Raw genomic sequence first — 21029 nt, 5'->3', positions numbered from 1 at the left:
AGCCGCTCGCTTTCTTGACACCGCGTTCGACGAAGAGATTTCGCTTCGTCGGACACAAAGCCACTTTCGGGACATCAGGTGTCGCGAAAGTGGCTTTCGCGACACCTGAGGCTGCGGATTCGCGTGACGCAAGGGACGACACGCGTGTCCAGATGGACACCACGCGGCGGACCCCGTGATCAACCGCGGCCACGATCCAGTAGGCACCTGAGACACCGTCGGCTCTAACTGTCCTGAACACTCACGAGGACAGCCGCTCACTGGGGTCGAAGGCGTGACTGGCGTGATCAGGGACGTGACTCGCGTGCTTGGGCACGGAACTCTCGTGCGGTGTCGCGTCACCCTGCCCACGAGCGCGGCATACAAGGGACCTTTGCTCCCACCCCCGTGGAAAAGTGGGCGCAAAGGTCCCTCGGTCCCCCTGCGGTCAGCGGCCTCAGCGGGCCGCGCTGGTCACCTTCGCGTCGCCGGTGCCGGTGCGCGCCCGCACCTTCAGCGAGACCTCGGCAGGGGCGGTCTCCGCGACGTCCAGCTCGCTCGACACGGCCCCGGTCGTCGACGAAAGGTCGATCTCCGCCTGGACGCCGCCGCGGATCCCGACCCGGACCTCACCCGATCCGGTGGTCAGTTCCAGCAACCCGGAGGCGGCGTCCGCCACCGAGAGGTCGCCACTGCCGGTGCGCGCCAGGACTTCGCCCGCGACCTCGCCGAGCCAGACGTCGCCGGTGCCGGTCGCGACCGTGGCCGAACCGTTCACCGAGGCCGCTTCGACGGAGCCGCTGCCGGTGCGCAGCTGCAGACCGGACATGGTCGGCCCGAGCTTGATGTCGCCGGTGCCGGTGCGGACGATCGCCGAACCGTCGGCCCGCTCCAGGCCGATCTTGCCGGAGCCGGTCAGGAGGTCGGCCCGCCCGGCCGCCCCGGTCACCGTGACGTCGGCTGCCCCGGCCCGCACTTCCAGATGCGAACCGGCGGGCGCCCGCAGCGTCACGGCGAGCGGGACGTTCTTCAGCTGCCAGGCCTTCGGTGCCTGGACGACCAGCCGGTTGCCGACCTTCTCGATCCGCGTCTGCGCCACGGCGTCGCCCACCGGGTTCGCCGGCGTGCCGCCGAGCTGGTCGCCGAAGCGTTCCCCGACCCAGCTGAGCAGGCTCGTCATCCCGTCCACCCACGGCTGCTGCTCGCCGCCGTCGCGGCGGACCTCGGCGTGGATGCCGCTCTCTTCGGTCAAGGCGATGGTCACCCGGCCGATGGCCACGCTGACGTCGATCTCGATCGGGCCGTCGGCCTCGAAGTCTTCGACGCGCACGGTCTCTTCGGCGCCGGGTGTGCTTTCCTCGGTCATTTCCGTCCCCCTCAGCCCTGGACCCAGCCGTGCAGGTGCGAACCGGCACCGCCGTCCGGCTTCTGCTTGTAGTTCCAGTGCTCGCTCCCGCTCTTGCCCAGCGCACCCTGGACGGCCTGCGAGACGAACGTGTTCAGCGAAACGCCCTGAGAGGCGGCCGCGGCTTCCGCCTGGCCCTTGACCTGCTCGAACAGGCGCAGCGTGATGCGGGTGATGTCGCCCGTGTCCACCTTGGGCGCGCGCGGGGCCTCCCGCGGCGTCTCCTGGCGGGGCGCGGACCGCTCGGCGCCCTCCGCGGAGCCGGAGCCGGAGCCGGTGACGACGACGCGCACGTCGCGGCCGTCGAGCCGGACGTCGACGACGTGCCCCGGCAGTGCCGAAGTCACTTCGGCGGCGAGGTCGGCGAGGGCGTTCATGATGGTCAGTCGGGCGGCCGGCTCCAGCGCCGACGACAGCAGCGCGGCAGCGCGCCGCGTCTGCTCGTCGCCGGCCGAAGCCGTGTTCGCGAGGTCCTCGCGAAGGCTTGTGATGTACGGCGTCAGATCCATGACGCCACTATGACGTCATTCGTGACGTCAGTCAAGGAGTCCATGGCGTCACGGTGATGTCGCAGGGGTGTCATGGAACGCGGCGGTTACGCTGCCCGGAGTCGTGGAGCAGGGGTCGAAAAGGAGTGCGAACGTGGCCGAGACCGTGTCACCCAAGGTTCAACTGATCGCGAAGACGGAGTTCTTCCCGCCGTCGGACGTACCGTGGTCGACCGATGCCGACGGTGGTGAGGCGCTGGCCGAATTCGCGGGCCGGGCCTGCTACCAGTCCTGGAAGAAGCCGAACCCGAAGACGGCCACCAACGCGGGCTACCTCGATCACATCATCGACGTCGGCCACCTGTCGGTGCTGGAGCACGGGTCCGTCAGCTTCTACATCACCGGGATCTCCCGGTCGCTGACGCACGAGCTGATCCGCCACCGTCACTTCTCGTACTCGCAGCTCTCGCAGCGCTACGTGCCCGAGCGCGACGCCGCGTTCGTCGAGCCCGACGTCATCGCGCAGGACCCGGAGCTGCACGCCAAGTTCCTCGCCGCCTCCCAGGCCGCCGTCGACGCCTACACCGAGCTCCTCGCCGGGCTGGAGGACAAGTTCGCCGACGTGCCGAGCGCGACCCTGCGCCGCAAGCAGGCCCGTCAGGCCGCCCGCGCGGTGCTGCCGAACGCGACCGAGACCCGCATCGTGGTCACCGGCAACTACCGCGCCTGGCGGCACTTCATCGCCATGCGCGCCACCGAGCACGCCGACGTCGAGATCCGCGCCCTGGCCATCGACTGCCTGCGCGAGCTGCAGAAGGCTTCGGGCAACGTGTTCGCGGACTTCACCATCTCGTCGCTGCCCGACGGCACCGAGGTCGCGTCCAGCCCGAAGGTCCTCGAAGGCTGATGCGACGTCTCGCGATCGACGTCCGGCCAGGCGAGTACGCGGTCGCCCGCCTGGCCCCGGACGCGCCGGTTCCGGCGAACCTGCTCGACCCCGGCGAGCCCGTGCTGATCTCCGTCACCCGGACGCCCGAGGAGCTGTCGGTGATCTGCCCGGCCGGTCTCGCGCCGGCCGGGGCCGCGGTCGAGGACGGCTGGCGGCTGCTGTCGGTCCGCGGGCCGCTGGCGTTCACGCTGACCGGCATCATCGCGGCCCTGTCGAGCGAGCTGGCCGCCGCCGGGGTGGCGCTGTTCTCGCTGTCCACCTTCGACACCGACCACGTGCTGGTCCGGGCGTCCGAACTGGAGCGCGCGGTTAAGGCGCTCCGGGAATCCGGACACGAGGTCACGGTCTGATTCAGTAAGCGGGTCCGAGGAACCTTCCGGTACGCGAACGGGTCCGAGTTAGCATCCTGCGCGAACCGAAGGAGCACCGAACCTTGACCGACGAACAGACCCGTCCGTACGGGCCGCCCCAGCAGACGCACCAGGCCGCCGGCGGGCGGATCGTCGCCGGACGGTACGCCCTGCTGGGCGAGCTCGGCCGCGGCGGGATGGGGATCGTCTGGCGCGCCCAGGACCAGGTGATCGGCCGCCAGGTGGCGATCAAGGAGCTGAAGTTCCCGAACGCGCCCGAGGACGCCTCGGTGCTTTCGGAGCGGATGCTGCGCGAGGTCCGGTCCGGCGGGCGCCTCAACGACCCGGCCGTGGTCACCGTGTACGACGTCGTCACCGAGAACGGCGCGACGTACATCGTGATGGAGCTGGTCGAGGCGCCCACGCTGGCCGACCTGGTCCGCGAGCGCGGACCCCTGCCCGCGCAGCAGATCGCGCAGGTGGGGGAGCGGGTGCTGTCCGCGCTGCGGGCCGCGCACGCCGCCGGGATCGTGCACCGCGACGTCAAACCGGCGAACATCATGGTCGCGCCGGACGGCCGGGTGAAGCTCACCGACTTCGGCATCGCGCACGCCGCCGACGACCCGCGCCTGACCACCAGCGGCATGATCGTCGGCTCGCCCGCCTTCATGGCGCCGGAACGGGTCGAAGGCCGCGACGCGATGCCCGAATCGGACCTCTGGTCCCTGGGCACGACGCTGTTCTTCGCCGCCGAAGGCATCGTCGCGTTCGAACGGTCGACCACCGCGGCCACGCTGCACGCGATCATGACCGAGGCGCCGTATCTGACCCGGGTCCAGGGCCCGCTGGCCGCCGCGATCCTCGGTCTCCTGGTCGTCAAACCCGAAGCGCGGATGTCGTACGACCAGGTGCGCAGCCTGCTCTCGGCGGCACAAGGCGTCCAGGCCCAGCCCACCCCGCCCGCGGGCGGCACCGCGATGATGCGGCCCGGCCAGCCGATGACGCGGCTCGCGCCCGCCCCCGCCAAGCGGAACCTCCGGCCGCTCTGGCTGAGCCTGGCCGCCGTCGCGGTGATCGGCGCCCTGGTCGGCGGGATCTTCCTCGGCCGGTGGATGGCCGCACCGGAGGGCAACAAGCAGGCCCAGCCGACGCTGACCTACGGCATCAACGGCCAGGTCAAGCTCAAGTCCTCCGGGGACTGCTACAACGTGCCCCTCAGGGAAGGCGTCAACCTGAACGACGGGGTCAGCTGCAGCAACGATCACCTGCTGGAGGTCTTCGCCAAGGGCAGCCTGCTCGACGTCCAGTCCTACTCGGACGACGACGCCCAGGTCGTCGTCTATCCCGGCGCGGACGCGGTCAGCCGGATCGCCGAGTCGATCTGCTCGGCGACGTTCAACTCGAACGTCGTCCCGGCGGCGCAGCGGCAGGCCCTGATCTGGCGTCCCGTCGTCCCGACCGAAGCCGAGTGGAACCGGCCGCCCAACGAGGACGACCGGAGCTACTCGCGGGGCTTCCTCTGCCTCCTCGCCAAGGCCGACGGCAGCCAGATCCCCTCGCCGATCACGACCAAGGTCAAATAGGTCACAGAGAGTTTGCGCCGAGTTCGCCTTCGTCGCGGAAAATCTCCCGCATTCGTAGGGAACGACCACGTCGGCAAGGGGTTCGGCACTGGCAGGAGGTACCTTCACAGCATGTCCACTCCACCCACCGCAGCCCCTGGAAGACCGTTCGGGCGCGTGCTCACCGCGATGGCCACCCCCTTCGACGCCGACGGCGCGCTGGACCTGAAGCGGGCGCAGGAGCTGGCCGAACACCTCGTGGAACTGGGCAACGACGGACTCGTCGTGAACGGCACGACCGGGGAGAGCCCCACCACGACCGACGCCGAGAAGGCCGAGCTGGTCCGCGCCGTCGTCGAAGCCGTCGGTGATCGCGCGACGATCGTCGCCGGGGCAGGCACGAACAACACCGCGCACAGCATCGAGCAGGCGAAGCAGGCCGAAGCGGCGGGCGCCCACGGCATCCTCGTCGTCACGCCGTACTACTCGCGGCCCAGCCAGGCCGGGCTCTACGCGCACTTCACCACCGTCGCCGACGCCTCCGGCCTGCCGGTGATGCTCTACGACATCCCGCCGCGGTCGATCGTGCCCATCGAGGTCGACACGCTGCTGCGGCTCGCCGAGCACCCGCGCATCCTCGCGGTCAAGGACGCCAAGGGCGACCTGATCGCCGGCTCCGAGGTCATCGCGAACTCGCAGCTCGCCTACTACTCCGGTGACGACGGCCTCAACCTGCCGTGGGTCTCCGTCGGCGGCGCGGGCGTGGTCAGCGTGATCGGGCACGTCGTCGCGGGCCGCATCCGCGGCATGATGGACGCCTACGAATCCGGCGACACCTCCACCGCGCGCACCAACCACCGCGGGATGCTGCCGGTCCTGCGGGCGATGTCCCGCGTCGGCGGTGTCGCGTTCTCGAAGGCGGCCCTGCGGCTGCGCGGCTTCGACATCGGCGACCCGCGGCTGCCCATCGTGGCCGCGAGCGAAGACCAGCTCCAGGCGATTTCCGCCGATCTCGCCCAGGGGGGCGTGCCGCTCGGCGACACCGCCGCCAGTGACTGGCATGGTGCACGAGTGGCACAAGCAGATTCAGCGGCGGCCTATACGGCGCCGACCTCACACACCAGCGTAGGGACCATGCCTCGGTGAGTTCATTGCCAACCGGACCCGGACCGACCACCCCGCCGCCGGCGCTGCCCGAAGGCGCCTTGCGCGTGGTCGCGCTCGGCGGGATCGGCGAAGTCGGCCGCAACATGACCGTCTTCGAGTTCGGCGGCCGTCTGCTGATCGTCGACTGCGGGGTCCTGTTCCCCGAAGACGACCAGCCCGGCGTCGACCTGATCCTGCCCGACTTCCGCGCGATCGAAGACCGCCTGGAGGACATCGACGGCCTCGTCCTGACCCACGGGCACGAGGACCACATCGGCGCCGTCCCGTTCCTGCTGCGGCTCGTCCCGGACCTGAAGATCTACGGCTCCCGGTTCACGAACGCGCTGCTCGCGGCCAAGGCCAAGGAGCACCGCCAGCGGCCGAACCTGGTCGAGGTCCGCGAGGGCGAGCGACGCAAGGTCGGCGCGTTCGACCTCGAGTTCTTCGCGGTCAACCACTCGATCCCGGACGCGCTCGCGGTGGCCATCCGCACGCCCGCGGGTGTCGTGCTGCACACCGGTGACATCAAGCTCGACCAGCTGCCGCTCGACGGCAGGCTGACCGACCTCGCCGGGTTCTCCCGGCTCGGCGACGAGGGCGTGGACCTGTTCTGCGTCGACTCGACCAACGCCGAGGTGCCCGGGTTCGTCATGCCGGAGCGCGACATCGGCCCGGTGCTCGACGACGTCGTCCGCAAGGTCGACCAGCGCGTCATCGTCGCCTGCTTCGCCAGCCACGTGCACCGCGTCCAGCAGGTGCTCGACGCCGCCGTGCGGCACGGGCGCCGGGTCGCGTTCGTCGGCCGGTCGATGGTCCGGAACATGGGCATCGCCGCCGACCTCGGCCTGCTGAACGTGCCCGACGGCCTGCTGGTCAACCTCGACCAGGCGGGCGACCTGCCCGAGAGCAAGGTGCTGTTCGTGTCGACCGGTTCGCAGGGCGAGCCGCTGTCGGCGCTGTCGCGGATGGCGCGCGGCGAGCACCGGCAGATCTCGATCCGCTCCGGCGACACCGTCGTGCTGGCCAGCTCGATGATCCCGGGCAACGAGACCGCGGTCTTCGGCGTCGTCAACGGCCTCACCCGGCTCGGCGCGAACGTCGTGCACCAGGGCAACGCCAAGGTGCACGTGTCCGGGCACGCGTCGGCGGGCGAGCTGCTGTACCTGTACAACGCGGTCCGCCCCAGCAACGTCATGCCGGTGCACGGCGAGTGGAAGCACCTGCGCGCCAACGGTGAACTGGCCGTGCGCACCGGTGTCGCGCCGGAGAACGTGGTCATCGCCGAAGACGGTGTCGTGGTCGACCTCGTCGACGGCAAGGCTTCGCGGACCGGCCGGGTCGAGGTCGGGCACGTGTACGTCGACGGCCTCTCGGTCGGCGACGTCGGCGAGTCGACGCTGTCCGACAGGCTCGTGCTCGGCGAAGGCGGCTTCATCGCCATCACCGTCGCCGTGGACACCAGCACCGGCCGCGCCGTGTCGCGCCCGACGGTGTCCGGACGCGGGTTCTCCGACGACCCGAAGGCGCTCGACGCGGTGCTCCCGATGGTGGAGATGGAGCTCGCGAGGACCGAGGCCGAGGGCATCACCGACACGCACCGCATCGCGCAGGCCGTGCGCCGCGTCGTCGGCCGCTGGGTCGCCGACACCTACCGGCGCCGCCCGATGATCGTGCCGACGGTCATCCCCGTTTAGCCCGGACACGCGCGAAGGCCCCTTTACTCAGTCGAGTGAAGGGGCCTTCGCGCGCATAATCACCCCATGATGGTGGGGGTGTACGTCGTGGCGGCGCTGGCGGGCGTCGCACTGGGAGTCGGCGCGGTCTACGTGGGCTGGATCGCGATCGAGGGGATCCGGCGCGACCGGCGGCTGCGGCCCGGGCAGGCGGTTCAAGCGCGGCAACAGGATCACTGGCAACGCCTCGCCGCGATGGTGGACAGCCTCGCCGGGAAGCTGGACAGTGAGGACGCCGCCGAGCGCCTCGCGGGCCTCGGGGAGCTGGAGCGGTGTGGCCGCGAGAACCCCGACGTGCGGCACGAAGTCATCGAGCAGACGTGCGCCTACTTGCGCAGGCCTTTCCGTTTCCCGGTCGAGGACGAGGAAGAGTTCGAGATCCGGCGCACCGCGCAGGGTCTGCTCACCCGGCATCTCCGGCGGTCCGGGGGCGCCGACTTCTGGGACGTCGAAGAGCTGGACCTCCGGGACGCGGTGCTCGTCGAGCCGGACTTCGAGGAGTGCGACCTCAGCGACGCCGACTTCCGCGACGGTGTGATCGTCGGCGGGAACTTTCGACGTGCCCGGTTCTGGCGCTTCGCGAACTTCGACAGGACCTGGTTCACCGGCGACACCGACTTCCGCGCGGCCGTCTTCCCCCGGGTCGCCGGTTTCAGCGGTGCGATGTTCAGCGGGACGACTACCTTCGCCGAGGCCGAGTTCGAAAGCCGTGTGGACTTCGACGGAGCGCGGGTGGAGCAACCCGACGCCGCACACTCCTGGCCGTCACCTTGGCGTCCTTGGGTCAACTCGCCGGTCGCGCACGCGCGGCTCATCCCGATGAAGACCGACCGGCGGCCGCCGTCAGCAGCAGAGCGAAGGCGATCATGACCGCCTGACCGAAGAGGGCCTTGCGGGCTTTGCGCTGTTCCGCACGAGTGGGCCGGTTCGTCACTGATTCCCCCGGTTTCGAGTGCTTTCCTTACGGGGCAAGTGTTCCGCGACCGGCTCCCGGACACCTCCCGCCTCGGTAGGGTTCGCCTACGACGAAAGTCGCAGCCTTCCCCTAGGGGTGTGGGCGGCGTACCCTCGGACGCCCCCGAACCCCAGGCCGGGAGAATCGATGGGACGCCACACCACCGCCCGGACCCGAAGACGGATGCTGTACCCGTTGCTGGCGCTCGCGCTGGCGGCCTTGCTCGGCACGGGCACCTGGGTGGCCGTGGCCCTGACGCGGTCCGGCCCCGGCTGCGAACCCGCCCGGGTGGTCGTCGCCGCGTCGCCCGACATCGCCCCCGCCGTCGCGCGGACCGCCCGCGACCTCGGGCTCGCCTGCGTCGCGTTCGACGTCCAGGCCAGGGATTCCCTGCAGGTGGCGGACGAACTGTCCGGAACAGCGCCCCGTCCTCAGGCCTGGATCCCATCCTCGACGCTGTTCCTGCGGCGTGCCAAAGGGGTTCCGGTGTCCGGGCCGTCGGTGGCCAGTTCGCCGGTGGTGCTCGCGGTCGCCGAACCGGTCGCGAAAGGGCTCGGCTGGCCCCGCAAAGTGTTGACCTGGCCGGATGTCCTGGGCGGCGCCGGAATCGTGGCCGGTATGCCGGATCCCGTGCGCGACCCCGTCGGCGTTTCCGCGCTGCTGGCACTGAGTGACGTCGCGAAGGACTCCACGGATCCCACCGGCGCGTACGTGGCCCTGCTCCGGAAGTTCGCCGCCACCACTTCCGGCGCGACGGTGTTCCCCGCGTCGGAGAACGCGGTGCTGCGGCACAACGCGGAACTCTCCGAAGGCGAGACCGCGCTGGTGGCCGCGTATTCCCCCGCGTCCCTGTCGCTCGACTACCCGTTCGTCGAGACCGCGAGCACGACCGAGCAGCAGGGCAGGGCCGTCGCCGCGCTGAAACGGGCTCTGCTGCAAGGATCGGCGACCAGCGCGCAGTCCGGTCTCCGTGCTCCGGGCGCGCAGGCGTTGCGGTCGACGGACACCGACCAGCGCGTCGAGGCGAAAGGGCAGCGCAGCGCCGAGATCCCGGCCGCCGACGACGTCGACAAAGCGCTCAGTCAATGGGCCGGGGTGAACGTGACCGCGCGGGCCCAGGTGCTCATCGACGTCTCCGGGTCGATGAGCGCGCCGGTCCCGGGCACCGGCAAGTCCCGTCTCCAGATCACCTCGGAGGCGGCGGAAAACGCGCTGCACTTGTTCAAACCCACGTCACAGATCCGTTTCCTGGCCTTCGCGACCAAAGTGGACGGTGACCGCGACTACCGGGAGATCCTGCCGATGGCGCCGGTCGGGCAGCAGCTCGCCGCGGTGGACCGGCTGCGCGCGGTCCGCGCCGTCCCGGACGGGCAGACCGGGCTCTACGACAGTGTCCTCGACGTCTATCGGTTGGCACGCAAGGAATGGGCGCAGGGGAAACTGAACCTCGTCATCGTGATGACCGACGGTCGCGACACCGACCCCGACGGCATCAGCCGCGAGACCCTGATGACCGAACTGGGGAAGCTGCGCGACCCGGACCGGCCGGTGCCGCTGATCGCCATCGGGATCGGCCCGGAGGCCGACGAGACCGAACTCGCGCAGCTCGTCGCACCCGCCGGCGGCCAGGTCTTCCTCAGTCGTGATCCCGCGAAGATCGGAGAGGTGTTCTACGGGGCTCTCGGCCGGATCGCCGGCGCTGGATGAAGTAGACGCCGAGGATCACCGCCAGGCTGACCAGGCTCAGGTACAGCTGGGCGCGGGTGTCCGCGTCCACGAACAGCATCGACGCGACCACGGCCAGCGTCCCGGCGAGGGTGAGCCTGCTCAGCCACGGATAGCCCCACATGCGGAGTTTCAGCCGTTCCGGTGCTTCGGCCTCCAGACGGCGCCGCATCCGCAGCTGCGAGCCCGCGATGATCGCGTAGACGAACACCGCGACCGCGCCGGCGGAGTTGATGATGAAGTAGAAGATCTTGTCCGGTGACACGAAGTTCATCACCACGGCCACGTATCCGACCGAAGTGGACACCAGGATCGCCTTCCACGGCACGCCGCGCCGGTTCGTGTCCGCGATCCACTTCGGCGCCCAGCCGTTGCCGCGCAACGCGAACAGCATGCGGGAAGCGGTGTACAGCCCCGAATTCAGCACCGACAGCACGGCCGTCAGCACCACCGCGCTGACCACCGTCTCGGCCGCGGGGATGCCGAACCGGCCGAAGGCGGCGGCGAACGGGCTCGTCGTGGTCGGGATGTCGCGCCAGCCGGTGATCATCACCAGCAGTGTCACGGATCCGACGTAGAACACGATGACGCGCCAGACGATCGACGAGGTCGCCTTGCGCACGGCCGTTTCGGGCTCTCGCGATTCGGCGGCGGCGATGGTGACGATCTCCGCGCCGAAGTAGGAGAAGATCACGATCACCACGCCGTGCACCACCGAGAACGGGCCGTTGGCGAGGAAGCCGTCCTGCGCGATGGTGCCGACCGAGAACGATCCGCCGGGCCAGGCCCCGAGCACGAACAGGACGCCCACCACGAGGAACACCACGATCGTGGCGATCTTGACCGACGCGAGCCAGAACTCCGTCTCCCCGAACGACCGGGCCGAGGCGAGGTTGGTCGCGGTCAGCAGCAGCATCAGCACGAGCGAGAAGATCCATTGCGGCACAACGGGAATCCAGGTCTGCAGGATCTTCGCCCCGGCGACGGCCTCGAACGCGACCACGCCGACCCAGAAGTACCAGTACAGCCAGCCGACGGTGAAACCCGCCCAGCCGCCGAGCGAAGTCCGCGCGTATTCCATGAAGGAACCCTGTGACGGCGCCGCGGTCGCCATCTCGCCGAGCATCCGCATCACCAGCACGACGATCAACCCGCCGACGGCGTAGGAGAGGATGGCCGCCGGGCCGACGGTGTGGATGACCGCGCCGCTGCCGATGAACAGGCTCGCGCCGATGATCCCGCCGAGCGCGATCATCCGGACGTGGCGTTGTCGCAGGTCAGGGCGCAGGCCCGCCCGCTCGGTCGTCCGTCCGGGGGTGGTTTCTGCGCCCATTCGCGGTGACCTCCTGTCGGAGTGACGGCGGATCGCGGGATTGTCGCACCGCGAGCGCGTGAGGAAAAGTGTTTGCGCAACCCCCGGTGAACAGGCCGAAGTGGACTCTGCCAACCTAGGCACCTCCACCGCGCGTTCCGAGGAGCTCTTCGATGCCGCACGCCGTCCTCCGATCCCTGCCCGCCGCCGCCCTGGCCGCCGTCGTGCTCGCGGGCTGCTCGGACGAGACGCCCCGGTCGCAGACGGCGCCTCCAGGGACGTCACCCGTGGCGCAGCAGGCGGCGGTTCCGTTCAACGACGCCGACCTCACGTTCGCGCGGCAGACCCTCGCGCATCACCAGCAGGGCGTCGATCTGGCTTCACTGGCGGAAACCCGCGCGGGGAACGATCAGGTGAAGGCGCTCGCGAAACGGGTCATCGAAACGCACGAGCCGGAGATCGCGCGGCTGTCCGGGCTCATCGAGTCCTGGGGCCAGCCCGCGCCGGACGACCCGAACATGGAGCACGTCCAGCGCGACGGGCTCATCACCCCGGGGGACATGGCGGAACTGGCCGGACTGTCCGGAAAGGACTTCGACCGGCAGTTCGTCGCGCGGCTGCTGCGCCAGCGCGAGGCGGGCGTCCGCATCGCCGACGCCGAAACCCAGCACGGCCGCAACCCCGACGCGCGCGATCTCGCCGCGACGACCTCGCGCTCGCAGCAGCAGGAGATCAGCGACCTACGAGGCCTCCAGAACGGTTGAGTCCGTCTGGACCACGTTCGTGGTCAACTGGACGATGTACGCGCCGGTCAGCAGCACGACCGCGCCCGCGGCCTGGAGCCAGCTGAGCGCCTCGCCGAGCAGCAGCCAGGCCGCGGCCGCGGCGATCAACGGCTCCACCAGTCCCACGACGCTCGCCACCGACGCCGGAAGATGACGCAGCGCCGCCATGCCCGTCGCATAGGCGAGGACCGTCGCGATCAGCACCAGTGCGACCAGCAGCGACCACACCGGCGGCTGCCACGGCCCGAACGCCGTCGTGTTGCCGAGGACGGTCCACGAGATCGTCCACGGCGGGGCGACCGCGCAGACCAGGACCGCGCCGATCGTCATCCCCCAGGTGACCATGCCGAGCGGATCCCGGTCCGCGACGCCGCGCTCGCCGAGCAGGAAGTAGCCCGCCGAACAGACGGCGGCGCCGAGTCCGGCGAGCAACCCGACGACGTCGAGGCTGAGTCCCTCCCAGACCTGCGCGACCAGCACGAGCCCGGTCATCGCCAGCGCGATCCCCGCCCACATCGCCCTCGGCAACCGCACCCGCCGCACGAACCGCACCCACAGCGCGATCAGCACCGGCGAGGTGAACTCGAGCAGGATCGCGATCCCGACCGGGATCCGGCCCGCCGCGAGGAAGTACATGAGCTGGACGCCGGCCACGCCGAGCGAGCCGTACGCCAGCAGCAACGGCCACTCGCGCTTCGTCACCCTGAGCAGTTTCGGCCGGAAGACGGCTACGAGTGCGAGGAGGACGAGTGCCGAGAGCCCGATGCGGATCGCCGCGACCTGCTCCGGCGACAGGCCCGCCTGCATCGCCGGTTTGCCCAGCACGCCGGAGGTCCCGAAGAAGAGCGCGGCGAGCAGGATCAGCGTGATGCCCCGGCCGCGATGCGCGACGTGCCGGGCGGGGGCGATGGCGAGTTCGGCGGTCACGGCCGGAGGGTAGAGGCCGAGTGGCAGCGGGGCGACCCGTTTTCCCAGCGGCTGGACTCGGGGGTGATGTCCCGAGCGCCACGCTGGGGACACTGAGCGTCTCAAGCGTGGCGCTCGAGGCGTGGGTGGTATTGGTCGGCGAGTACGTGAAGGCCTCCTTCTCTCGGCTCAGCGCGCGGCCCAAGTACATGAAGCGGCGGTATCAGGCGCACGGCCTGCCGGAGGGTGACGGGAGAGTGGCCCGAAACTACTTCCGCCCCTCGCCTGTCAGTAGGAGGTGCCGCCGTCGGTCCAGTCGGTCTGGGCGAAGTCCTCGTCGTCGACGGGAGCGCGGCGCGGCTTGCGCACCGGTTCCGGTTCGGGCTCCGGGGGAGCGGCGACCGGCTGCTCGGGTTCGGACGCTTCCAGCGCCTGGGGTTCGGGGGTGCCGTTCGGCCAGACACACGGTGAGGTCGCGCCGACGTAGAACTTGCCGAGATCGTTCGCCTTGATCGACATGTCGAAGGCATCGCCGGTGTTGCGCGCGAAGACGTACTGATCCGTCGGCCGGGAGTCGGTGAGGACCTTGAACTGGTGCGACTCCCACCAGTGGATGACAGCCGTGAAATTCTCGGGGAACTGGGCGGGATCCAGACCGGTGATCTCGTAGGTCGCGGAGATCTCGAACCGGCCCTGCGGTCCCTTGTCGGTCGGGTCCGTGCACTCCGAACGGTTGCGCGTGAACGGCTTCAGCCCGGCATTGGCGGGCAACGCCGAGAGCGCGCCCTGGATGTACTCCTCGACCTTGTCGCGAGCCTGCTGCTCGGTGATCGTCGCTTTCATGTCGTCTCCAGATGAACAGGCCGCCGAGAGCATCAGCAGGACGAGGGTCGAGGCAAGTGCCCAGCGGGTCACGTCGTCGGTTTCCCGGCGATGATCTGGCCGAGATTGTTCAACGACGGGTTGTTGTCTTCCCAGTATTCGCTGTGCGCCTCCGTGCTGTACCCGCCCCACCCGTCCGTGCCCGGCGCCGACGTGAACACCTGCCCGCCGAAGTCCGCGTCGGCCGGGTCCTGGCCGAGGATCGGGTCGTATCCGGCGATCTCGACGTTGGCCAGGTTGATCATGTCGTGTTCGGCGACCGTCGCGTGGACGTGCTTGCCGGTCTCGCCCGGATCCACTCCATCGAGGTGCAGCTGGCTCACGTCGTGCGCGCCGACGCCGGGGCTCGCCACGAAGGCGAGCTCGTCCGCGGCGAGACCGCCGTCGCGGGCCGCGTGGCCGACGACGGTCGTGCCGTAACTGTGGCCCATCACCGTGTTGTGCGACGGCGGCCCTTGATGCGTTTCCCGCAGCCCGTCTTGGAATCCGGCGAGCGCGGCCTTGCCGCCGTCGGCGTACTTGTCGCTCGCGGCGTCGGTGATCTCGTTCGGCGCGTCGTAGCCGAGCCAGGTGATCACGGCGGTCGACGGGGAGCCCGAGGCCGTCGCCGCGGCCCACATCTTGTCGGACCGGCCGAGGTCGCCGCCGATCTTCGACAGTTCCGAACCAGTCCCCGGCACATACGTCGCGACGTTCACCGCCGTGTCGGGGTTCCCCGCCGAGACGATCGCCTTGCCGTCGCCGCCGGTGTCCAGTCCCAGCAGGAACGCCTGCGGGTCCGACCGGTCCAGCCGCTGTCGGATCGCTTCCAGGCCCTTGAGTTTGGGATCGCCTTGGAGCCGCGTGATTTCGCGGGCGAGGACGGCGCGGTTGGCGGCGTCGCGGTCGGTCGCCGGGATGCCGTCGAGATTGCCGACGAGCCCCGGGCTTCCTTGCAGCAGCGCGACTTTCGCCGTGTCCGACAGGCTCGCCCACCACGCCTTGTTGTCGCCGGGGGAGCCGTTCTCCGGCGGGCCGATGATCGACAGGCCGCTTTGCGCCGCTCCGGCGTCCGCGGCCTGGGCGAGGGTGCTGCCGCCCTGTTCGGTGATCTCGCCGCGCACGGCCCGTCGCATGATGTCGGCGAAGTCGGCGTCGACGTCGGTGGCGCGGCGCAGGAGTTGCTCGATCCGGTCGGCGAGTTCCGCCGTCACCCGCGGCCTTCCGGGCAGGGCGGGGCCGGAGGGCCTGATCTCGCCCCCGGCGTCGATGAGCAGGCCGTGCCGCGAAGCGAGTTCGTCGGTCTCCCGCACGAACGCGACGATCCGGTCCAGCGCGATCTGCACCTCTTGCGCGCCTCGCCGGACCGCGGACGCTTCGGCGACGAGCCGCTCCAGCGTGGAGGTCAGCGACTTGCCCCGCGTCGACGCGGCGGTGGCGGCGTCCCCAGTCCAGCCCGTGAAGCGGGCCATGGCTTCGACGTCGTCGTTCGCCGCGATGATCCGCGTGCAGCCGTCGTTGAGCGCGTCGGCCACCCGGCCGATCGCGGCCGGATCCCACCGGCGCACGTCACCCCAGGTGAGCATCAGACGCGAAGTTCCTGTGTCGCCGACAGCTCGTTCGAGCGGTAGCGGACGGCCGCTTCGTCCAGTCGCGCGGCGTAGTCCGACGTGTTCTCCGCCCAGCCGGGCACCGCGCGGCCCCACGAGTCCGCGAGCAGCCGGGCCGCTTCACCCGACACGCCACCCGGCAAACCCGCCGCGACGTCGGCGAGCGTGGCCGCGAGGTCCACCTTCCCGACGTCGTCCGAAGCCTGTTTCGCCGCACCCGACGCGGCGCCGATCGCCTCCAGGACCACCTCGTACCCGCCGGCCATCCCGCTCCCTCTCCGTGGAGTGACGCTGTGTGACCACCCTACGACGCGGGAGACGGACGCGCGGTTCCCGTCACCCGTCCTTGAAAAGACCGTCGGCGACGTAGCGCGAGACGGTGGCGAGCCGCCGGCCCTGCAGACGGAGGGCGTCCAGGGCGAGGTCGTCGGGTTCCGCGGATCTGCGCGAGACGAACGAACCGCCGTACGGATTGCCCGACTCGAGCAGCCGCGGATCGGTGTAACCGAGCGGCAGGACGATGGCGCCCCAGTGGTAGAAGATGTTGTTGGTCGCCAGCACCGTCGCTTCGAGCCCGCCGTGCGCGGTGGACGCGGTGGTGAACGACGTCGCGACCTTGTTCACCAGTTTCCCCTTGGCCCAAAGGCCACCGGTGCTGTCCAAAAAGGACTTCAGCTGGGCGGCGGCGCCGCCGAAACGGGTCGGGCTCCCGGCCGCGAAACCGTCCGCCCACTCCAGGTCTTCCAGCGTCGCGAGCTCGTGGTGCGGCCCCGCGTCGACCCACGCCTGCCAGCGCGGATTGCTCGCCACCGCACCGGGCGGGGCGGTTTCGGGGACCGTGCGGACGCGGACGTCGGCTTCGGCCTCACGAGCGCCGTCGGCCAGCGCCGACGCCAGTTTCTCGGTGTTGCCTGTCGCGCTGTAGTAGACGACGAGGATGCGGGTGCTCACGTCCGCCGACCTTAGGCGAGCGTGAGCACCCGTCCCATGATCCGGAACTCAGTGCCTCTTCCAGGGGCTGACCGTGTCCGTCGGCCGCGTCGGGTCGTGGAACCGCGGCTTGTCGAGCTCGCCGCGGCGCAGCGGGACCATCCCGTCGGTGATCGCCTGCATGATCTTGGCGTGCGCGCGGACCCCGGCGCCCGGGCGCTCCGGCTCGACGTCCGAAAGGTCCACCGGGTCGCCGAAGTGCACCTTGAACCGGGGGCGTCGCACGGGCGCGCTCAGCCCGGACTTGGCGAGCGGCACCAGGTCGGCGGGCCCGTTGACGGTCTCCGTCCCCCAGTAGACGGCTTCGTGCGCGCCCCACTGGCTGATCGGGATCACCGGGACGCCCGCCGCCAGCGCGAGCCGCGCGGCGCCGGTCTTGCCCCGCTCCGGCCAGAGCCCGGGGTCGTGGCTGATCCGGCCCTCGGGGTACACGATCAGCGGGTCGCGGGTGGTCCGCAGCGCCTCGGCGGCTTCGGCGAACTGGCCGATGGCCGTCGACGCCTCCTTGCGGTCGACCCGCAGGTGACCGCTGACCCGCAGCGCGGGGCCGATGACCGGCGCGTCGAGGATCCCGCCCGCCAGCATGAACCGCGGGTTGATGCCGATCCTCTTGCAGGCGGCCATCAGCACGAAGGCGTCGAACACGCCGATGTGATTGGCCGTCATGAGCAGGGGCTTCCGGCGCAGTTCCGCCGAAACACCGCCGGTCACGGTGAGTTTGCCGACGAAGTTGACCAGCCCCCGGTCGATGTTCAGCATCGTGCGCCAGATGGCCGGGGCGCGGCGAGCCGAATTCTCATCCTGATGCAGCGCGAACATGGGGCAGAGCATGTCATGAGCCCCTTTTCACCCGGATGGCCGCTCAAGCTGTGACCTGAGACGAATGTTCCGGATGTGCTCCGAGTGGCAGCCGGGGCTGGAGGGCCGGGACGGTTACCGTGGAGACATGGCTAGCGGGTCGACGACCAGGAAACGGAGTACGGCGCGGAGCGGCGGCAGCAAGGGGCCGGCGCGAAAGCCGCGTACCCCGGCGAAGCCCAGGTCAACGGCTGCGAGGAAGCCCGCTCCACGGCGTCCGGCGCCCCGGAAGAAGTCGTCCGGCACGTTCGCCAAGGGCGTGCGCGGCACCTGGAATCTGCTCGCGAAGGGCCTCGGCACCCTGGCGCGGACGGTCGGACGCGGGCGCGAGCTCGAACCCGAACACCGCCGCGACGGTCTCGCGCTCGGCCTGATCGCGCTGGCGCTGGTGATCGCGTTCGGCGTCTGGTGGCGGGCCGCGGGCCCGATCGGCGGCTGGGTCGAGGTCGGCGCCCGTTCGCTGCTGGGGGCCGGAGCGGTGACGCTGCCGCTGGTGCTCACCGTCGTCGCCGTCGCTCTGATGCGTTCGGAACCGGTGCCGGAGGCCCGGCCCCGGATGGTCATAGGCACCATCCTGGTCGTCCTGGCCGTGCTCGGCCTGCTGCACATCTTCACCGCGCTGCCCGAGACCAACGACGGCCGGATGTACGCCGGCGGGGTGATCGGCGCGTTCTCCGGTGGCCTGCTGACCATGGGCGTCACGACGTGGGTCGCCATTCCGCTGCTGGTGCTGGCGCTGCTCTTCGGCACGCTCGTGTTCACCGGCACCCCGGTCCGGGAGATCCCGCACCGGCTGCGGAACTGGGGTCTCGACCCCGAGGAGATCGAAGAGGCCGAGGCCGAGCGCCAGGCCATCCACGAGGAACGCAACGCCGTCACCGAAGCCGACCCGAAGTCGGTCCGCCTGCGGAAGCCGTCGCGCCGCCGCCAGGCCTCGGGTGACCAGGAAGGCGAGCAACTCGACATCGAGGCCGCGCTGGCCGAAGCGCCGACGCCACTGCGCGCGCCGAAGCCCGCCCCCAAGCCTGTCGAAGAGAAGAAGCCGAAGAAGGCCGAGGCGCCGCTGGCGGTCACCCGGACCGTCGAGGGCGACTACAAGCTGCCGCCGCCGGATCTGCTGAAGCTCGGCGACGCGCCGAAGTCCCGCAGCAAGGCCAACGACGCCATGATCGAGGCGATCACCGGCGTGCTGGAGCAGTTCAACGTCGACGCGCAGGTCACCGGCTTCACCCGGGGCCCGACGGTCACGCGGTACGAGGTCGAACTCGGCCCCGGCGTGAAGGTCGAGAAGATCACCGCGCTGACCAAGAACATCGCCTACGCGGTGGCGACCGACAACGTCCGGCTGCTGGCGCCGATCCCCGGTAAATCCGCGGTCGGCATCGAGGTGCCGAACTCCGACCGCGAGATGGTGCGCCTCGGCGACGTGCTGCGCGCGCCGTCGACGGTCAAGGACAACCACCCGATGGTCATCGGGCTCGGCAAGGACATCGAAGGCCATTTCGTCACCGCGAACCTGACGAAGATGCCGCACCTGCTGGTGGCGGGGTCCACCGGTTCCGGTAAGTCGAGCTTCGTGAACTCGATGCTGGTGTCACTGCTCGCGCGGGCGACGCCGGACGAGTGCCGGATGATCCTGATCGACCCGAAGATGGTCGAGCTGACGCCGTACGAGGGCATCCCGCACCTGATCACGCCCATCATCACCCAGCCGAAGAAGGCCGCCGCCGCGCTGGCCTGGCTGGTGGAGGAGATGGAGCAGCGGTATCAGGACATGCAGGTCAACAAGGTCCGGCACATCGACGACTACAACAAGAAGGTGCGCTCGGGCGAGATCACCGCGCCGCCCGGCAGCGAGCGCGTGTACGCGCCGTACCCGTACATCATGGCGATCGTCGACGAGCTCGCCGACCTGATGATGACCGCCCCGCGCGACGTCGAGGACGCGATCGTCCGGATCACCCAGAAGGCGCGTGCCGCCGGTATCCACCTGGTCCTGGCGACGCAGCGCCCGTCGGTCGACGTCGTGACCGGCCTGATCAAGACCAACGTGCCGTCGCGGCTGGCGTTCGCGACGTCGTCGCTCACCGACTCGAGGGTCATCCTCGACCAGCCCGGCGCGGAGAAGCTCATCGGTATGGGTGACGCCCTGTACCTGCCGATGGGCGCCGGGAAACCGGTCCGTATCCAGGGTGCCTTCGTCGGCGACGAAGAGATCGCCGCGGTGGTGAACTTCGCCAAGGAACAGGCGCAGCCGGACTATCAGGACGGTGTCACCGCGGCGAAGGCGGGCGAGAAGAAGGAGATCGACTCCGACATCGGCGACGACCTCGACGTGCTGCTGCAGGCCGCCGAGCTGATCGTCAGCTCGCAGTTCGGTTCGACCTCGATGCTGCAGCGGAAGCTGCGGGTCGGCTTCGCCAAGGCCGGACGTCTGATGGACCTGCTGGAGAGCCGCGGCGTCGTCGGCCCGTCCGAGGGTTCGAAAGCGCGGGACGTGCTGATCAAACCGGAGGAACTGGAGTCGGTGCTGTTCATGATCCGCGGCGGCGGGGACGCGAACGGCGGCGACGTCTCCGACGACTGAGCCCGGCCCTGGGCAGCCCTGTCCAAGTACATGAAGCGCCGGTATCGCGTGGGGTCCAGGGGCGTGAGTGGCGGTGTCGTGTGATTGGCGGGACGACTCGCGTGACGGGATGGACGACACGCGTGTCCGGAGGGACGACTCGCCGGCCCTGCTGGGGACGTCATCTGCCACCGGACGCCACTCACGAGGTTTTGGAAACCCGATGCAACGGACCGGAGCCTCCGGTACGTCCAGACTCCGTGGACCCCAAGAAGCTGCTCGTCGTCCTCTGCGCCCTGGTCGGCTTCGCCTGCGGAGCCGGCAGCTCCGCCGCCCGCGAACAACCCACGGCGACCCTGCCCGCACTGACGCAGCCCGCGCCGGCGCAGCAGCCGGTCCAAAACCCGCAACAGAAGCCCCAGGGCACCGTCGAGCTGGGGGAGACCGTCGTCCTCAAGGCCGGTGACACGACCGAGGTCGCGTCGAAGGACGTCAGCATCCGCTTCGCTCGCCTGGTGTCCGATTCCCGTTGCGCCGAGGGAATGGTCTGCGTCTGGGAAGGGGAGGCCGTGGTCGAGCTGACCTTGGCCGAACCGGGACGCGGAGAGCGGACGACGGCGGAAGTCGCTTCCACCGGCAGGAGCGGCAGGCAGTCCGTCGAGTTCGCCGCCTGCCGGGTGGACCTGGTCGCCGTGAGTTCGGGGGGCGACCAGGTCACCCTGCGGGTGTCCAAGGCTTGACGATCTTTAGGGGCGGGACTTCACCGGCGTGCGAAGGGCGAGTTCCCTCGCATGGTCGGGAGTGGCAAGTAGCGTTCTGATGGAGCTTCGACGATGGAGGAATTGGGAC

The 21029-nt window shown here is 70.1% G+C and carries 19 protein-coding genes; 10 read left to right on the top strand and 9 right to left on the bottom strand.

What is annotated here, in order from left to right; genetic code table 11:
* Positions 1 to 436: 436 nt before the first annotated feature.
* Positions 437 to 1345, bottom strand: coding sequence for a DUF4097 family beta strand repeat-containing protein (locus AB0N89_RS35015; protein ID WP_364213965.1), 909 nt, complete (start codon positions 1343 to 1345; stop codon positions 437 to 439).
* Between the two features lie 11 nt (positions 1346 to 1356).
* Positions 1357 to 1893 carry a toxin-antitoxin system HicB family antitoxin gene (locus tag AB0N89_RS35010; protein ID WP_364213962.1) on the bottom strand — a complete coding sequence of 179 codons (537 nt, stop codon included), beginning with the start codon at positions 1891 to 1893 and terminating at the stop codon, positions 1357 to 1359.
* Positions 1894 to 2026: 133 nt separating this feature from the next.
* Between AB0N89_RS35010 and thyX the strand changes: the two genes are divergently transcribed.
* The 7 genes from thyX to AB0N89_RS34975 all read left to right on the top strand — a co-directional run bounded on the left by thyX (position 2027) and on the right by AB0N89_RS34975 (position 10274).
* Positions 2027 to 2779 carry an FAD-dependent thymidylate synthase gene (gene thyX / locus AB0N89_RS35005; protein ID WP_364213959.1) on the top strand — a complete coding sequence of 251 codons (753 nt, stop codon included), beginning with the start codon at positions 2027 to 2029 and terminating at the stop codon, positions 2777 to 2779.
* Positions 2779 to 3171 carry an ACT domain-containing protein gene (locus AB0N89_RS35000; protein WP_364213957.1) on the top strand — a complete coding sequence of 131 codons (393 nt, stop codon included), beginning with the start codon at positions 2779 to 2781 and terminating at the stop codon, positions 3169 to 3171. The genes thyX and AB0N89_RS35000 overlap by 1 nt, the downstream gene beginning before the upstream one ends.
* A gap of 83 nt (positions 3172 to 3254) precedes the next feature.
* Positions 3255 to 4754 carry a serine/threonine-protein kinase gene (locus tag AB0N89_RS34995; protein ID WP_364213954.1) on the top strand — a complete coding sequence of 500 codons (1500 nt, stop codon included), beginning with the start codon at positions 3255 to 3257 and terminating at the stop codon, positions 4752 to 4754.
* Between the two features lie 111 nt (positions 4755 to 4865).
* Positions 4866 to 5879 (top strand): 4-hydroxy-tetrahydrodipicolinate synthase, encoded by a 1014-nt coding sequence (gene dapA, locus AB0N89_RS34990; RefSeq protein ID WP_364213951.1) that lies wholly within the window; start codon positions 4866 to 4868, stop codon positions 5877 to 5879.
* Positions 5876 to 7573 carry a ribonuclease J gene (locus AB0N89_RS34985; RefSeq protein ID WP_364213948.1) on the top strand — a complete coding sequence of 566 codons (1698 nt, stop codon included), beginning with the start codon at positions 5876 to 5878 and terminating at the stop codon, positions 7571 to 7573. The genes dapA and AB0N89_RS34985 overlap by 4 nt, the downstream gene beginning before the upstream one ends.
* 66 nt (positions 7574 to 7639) lie before the next feature.
* Complete coding sequence (locus tag AB0N89_RS34980; protein WP_364213945.1) at positions 7640 to 8482, top strand: pentapeptide repeat-containing protein; 843 nt, start codon at positions 7640 to 7642, stop codon at positions 8480 to 8482.
* 232 nt (positions 8483 to 8714) lie between these two features.
* A complete protein-coding gene (locus AB0N89_RS34975; protein ID WP_364213942.1) occupies positions 8715 to 10274 on the top strand; it encodes a VWA domain-containing protein in 1560 nt (519 codons plus the stop codon).
* Here AB0N89_RS34975 and AB0N89_RS34970 read toward each other — a convergent pair.
* The gene (locus tag AB0N89_RS34970; protein WP_364213939.1) at positions 10204 to 11625 is read right to left on the bottom strand and encodes an amino acid permease; all 1422 of its coding nucleotides are present in this window, start codon (positions 11623 to 11625) and stop codon (positions 10204 to 10206) included. The two genes, AB0N89_RS34975 and AB0N89_RS34970, sit on opposite strands and share 71 nt — an antisense overlap.
* A gap of 152 nt (positions 11626 to 11777) precedes the next feature.
* Between AB0N89_RS34970 and AB0N89_RS34965 the strand changes: the two genes are divergently transcribed.
* Complete coding sequence (locus AB0N89_RS34965; RefSeq protein ID WP_364213936.1) at positions 11778 to 12368, top strand: DUF305 domain-containing protein; 591 nt, start codon at positions 11778 to 11780, stop codon at positions 12366 to 12368.
* Here the strand turns inward: AB0N89_RS34965 and AB0N89_RS34960 are convergent.
* The 6 genes from AB0N89_RS34960 to AB0N89_RS34935 form a co-directional block, all read right to left on the bottom strand.
* Positions 12345 to 13316 carry an EamA family transporter gene (locus tag AB0N89_RS34960; RefSeq protein WP_364213933.1) on the bottom strand — a complete coding sequence of 324 codons (972 nt, stop codon included), beginning with the start codon at positions 13314 to 13316 and terminating at the stop codon, positions 12345 to 12347. The genes AB0N89_RS34965 and AB0N89_RS34960 overlap by 24 nt on opposite strands.
* Before the next feature lie 267 nt (positions 13317 to 13583).
* Positions 13584 to 14138 (bottom strand): hypothetical protein, encoded by a 555-nt coding sequence (locus tag AB0N89_RS34955; RefSeq protein ID WP_364213930.1) that lies wholly within the window; start codon positions 14136 to 14138, stop codon positions 13584 to 13586.
* Positions 14139 to 14206: 68 nt separating this feature from the next.
* Positions 14207 to 15742, bottom strand: coding sequence for an alpha/beta hydrolase (locus tag AB0N89_RS34950; RefSeq protein WP_364213927.1), 1536 nt, complete (start codon positions 15740 to 15742; stop codon positions 14207 to 14209).
* Entirely contained in the window at positions 15742 to 16032 is a 291-nt protein-coding gene (locus AB0N89_RS34945; protein ID WP_364213924.1) for a hypothetical protein, read from the bottom strand. Before AB0N89_RS34945 ends, AB0N89_RS34950 begins: the two co-directional genes overlap by 1 nt.
* Before the next feature lie 70 nt (positions 16033 to 16102).
* The gene (gene wrbA / locus AB0N89_RS34940) at positions 16103 to 16717 is read right to left on the bottom strand and encodes an NAD(P)H:quinone oxidoreductase (RefSeq protein WP_364213921.1); all 615 of its coding nucleotides are present in this window, start codon (positions 16715 to 16717) and stop codon (positions 16103 to 16105) included.
* Between the two features lie 48 nt (positions 16718 to 16765).
* A complete protein-coding gene (locus AB0N89_RS34935; protein ID WP_364213918.1) occupies positions 16766 to 17575 on the bottom strand; it encodes a lysophospholipid acyltransferase family protein in 810 nt (269 codons plus the stop codon).
* 127 nt (positions 17576 to 17702) lie between these two features.
* Between AB0N89_RS34935 and AB0N89_RS34930 the strand changes: the two genes are divergently transcribed.
* Both AB0N89_RS34930 and AB0N89_RS34925 read left to right on the top strand, forming a co-directional pair.
* Complete coding sequence (locus tag AB0N89_RS34930) at positions 17703 to 20201, top strand: DNA translocase FtsK 4TM domain-containing protein (RefSeq protein WP_364213915.1); 2499 nt, start codon at positions 17703 to 17705, stop codon at positions 20199 to 20201.
* 239 nt (positions 20202 to 20440) lie between these two features.
* Complete coding sequence (locus AB0N89_RS34925; RefSeq protein WP_364213912.1) at positions 20441 to 20920, top strand: hypothetical protein; 480 nt, start codon at positions 20441 to 20443, stop codon at positions 20918 to 20920.
* The last annotated feature ends 109 nt before the right edge of the window (positions 20921 to 21029 follow it).

Source organism: Amycolatopsis sp. NPDC089917, from assembly GCF_040684635.1.
Classification (GTDB): Bacteria; Actinomycetota; Actinomycetes; order Mycobacteriales; family Pseudonocardiaceae; genus Amycolatopsis.
Note: the sequence above shows the minus strand (reverse complement) of the source record. Positions and strands in the feature narration are given on the sequence as shown.

What these genes read in the sequence shown, in the direction of transcription:
- AB0N89_RS34930 (WP_364213915.1), top strand. Translation starts at nt 17,703, where the DNA reads ATGGCTAGCGGGTCGACGACCAGGAAACGGAGTACGGCGCGGAGCGGC.
- AB0N89_RS35015 (WP_364213965.1), bottom strand. Translation starts at nt 1,345, where the DNA reads ATGACCGAGGAAAGCACACCCGGCGCCGAAGAGACCGTGCGCGTCGAA.
- AB0N89_RS34955 (WP_364213930.1), bottom strand. Translation starts at nt 14,138, where the DNA reads ATGAAAGCGACGATCACCGAGCAGCAGGCTCGCGACAAGGTCGAGGAG.
- AB0N89_RS34950 (WP_364213927.1), bottom strand. Translation starts at nt 15,742, where the DNA reads ATGCTCACCTGGGGTGACGTGCGCCGGTGGGATCCGGCCGCGATCGGC.
- dapA (WP_364213951.1), top strand. Translation starts at nt 4,866, where the DNA reads ATGTCCACTCCACCCACCGCAGCCCCTGGAAGACCGTTCGGGCGCGTG.
- AB0N89_RS34965 (WP_364213936.1), top strand. Translation starts at nt 11,778, where the DNA reads ATGCCGCACGCCGTCCTCCGATCCCTGCCCGCCGCCGCCCTGGCCGCC.
- AB0N89_RS34970 (WP_364213939.1), bottom strand. Translation starts at nt 11,625, where the DNA reads ATGGGCGCAGAAACCACCCCCGGACGGACGACCGAGCGGGCGGGCCTG.
- AB0N89_RS34975 (WP_364213942.1), top strand. Translation starts at nt 8,715, where the DNA reads ATGGGACGCCACACCACCGCCCGGACCCGAAGACGGATGCTGTACCCG.
- AB0N89_RS34945 (WP_364213924.1), bottom strand. Translation starts at nt 16,032, where the DNA reads ATGGCCGGCGGGTACGAGGTGGTCCTGGAGGCGATCGGCGCCGCGTCG.
- AB0N89_RS35010 (WP_364213962.1), bottom strand. Translation starts at nt 1,893, where the DNA reads ATGGATCTGACGCCGTACATCACAAGCCTTCGCGAGGACCTCGCGAAC.
- AB0N89_RS34935 (WP_364213918.1), bottom strand. Translation starts at nt 17,575, where the DNA reads ATGTTCGCGCTGCATCAGGATGAGAATTCGGCTCGCCGCGCCCCGGCC.
- AB0N89_RS35000 (WP_364213957.1), top strand. Translation starts at nt 2,779, where the DNA reads ATGCGACGTCTCGCGATCGACGTCCGGCCAGGCGAGTACGCGGTCGCC.
- AB0N89_RS34980 (WP_364213945.1), top strand. Translation starts at nt 7,640, where the DNA reads ATGATGGTGGGGGTGTACGTCGTGGCGGCGCTGGCGGGCGTCGCACTG.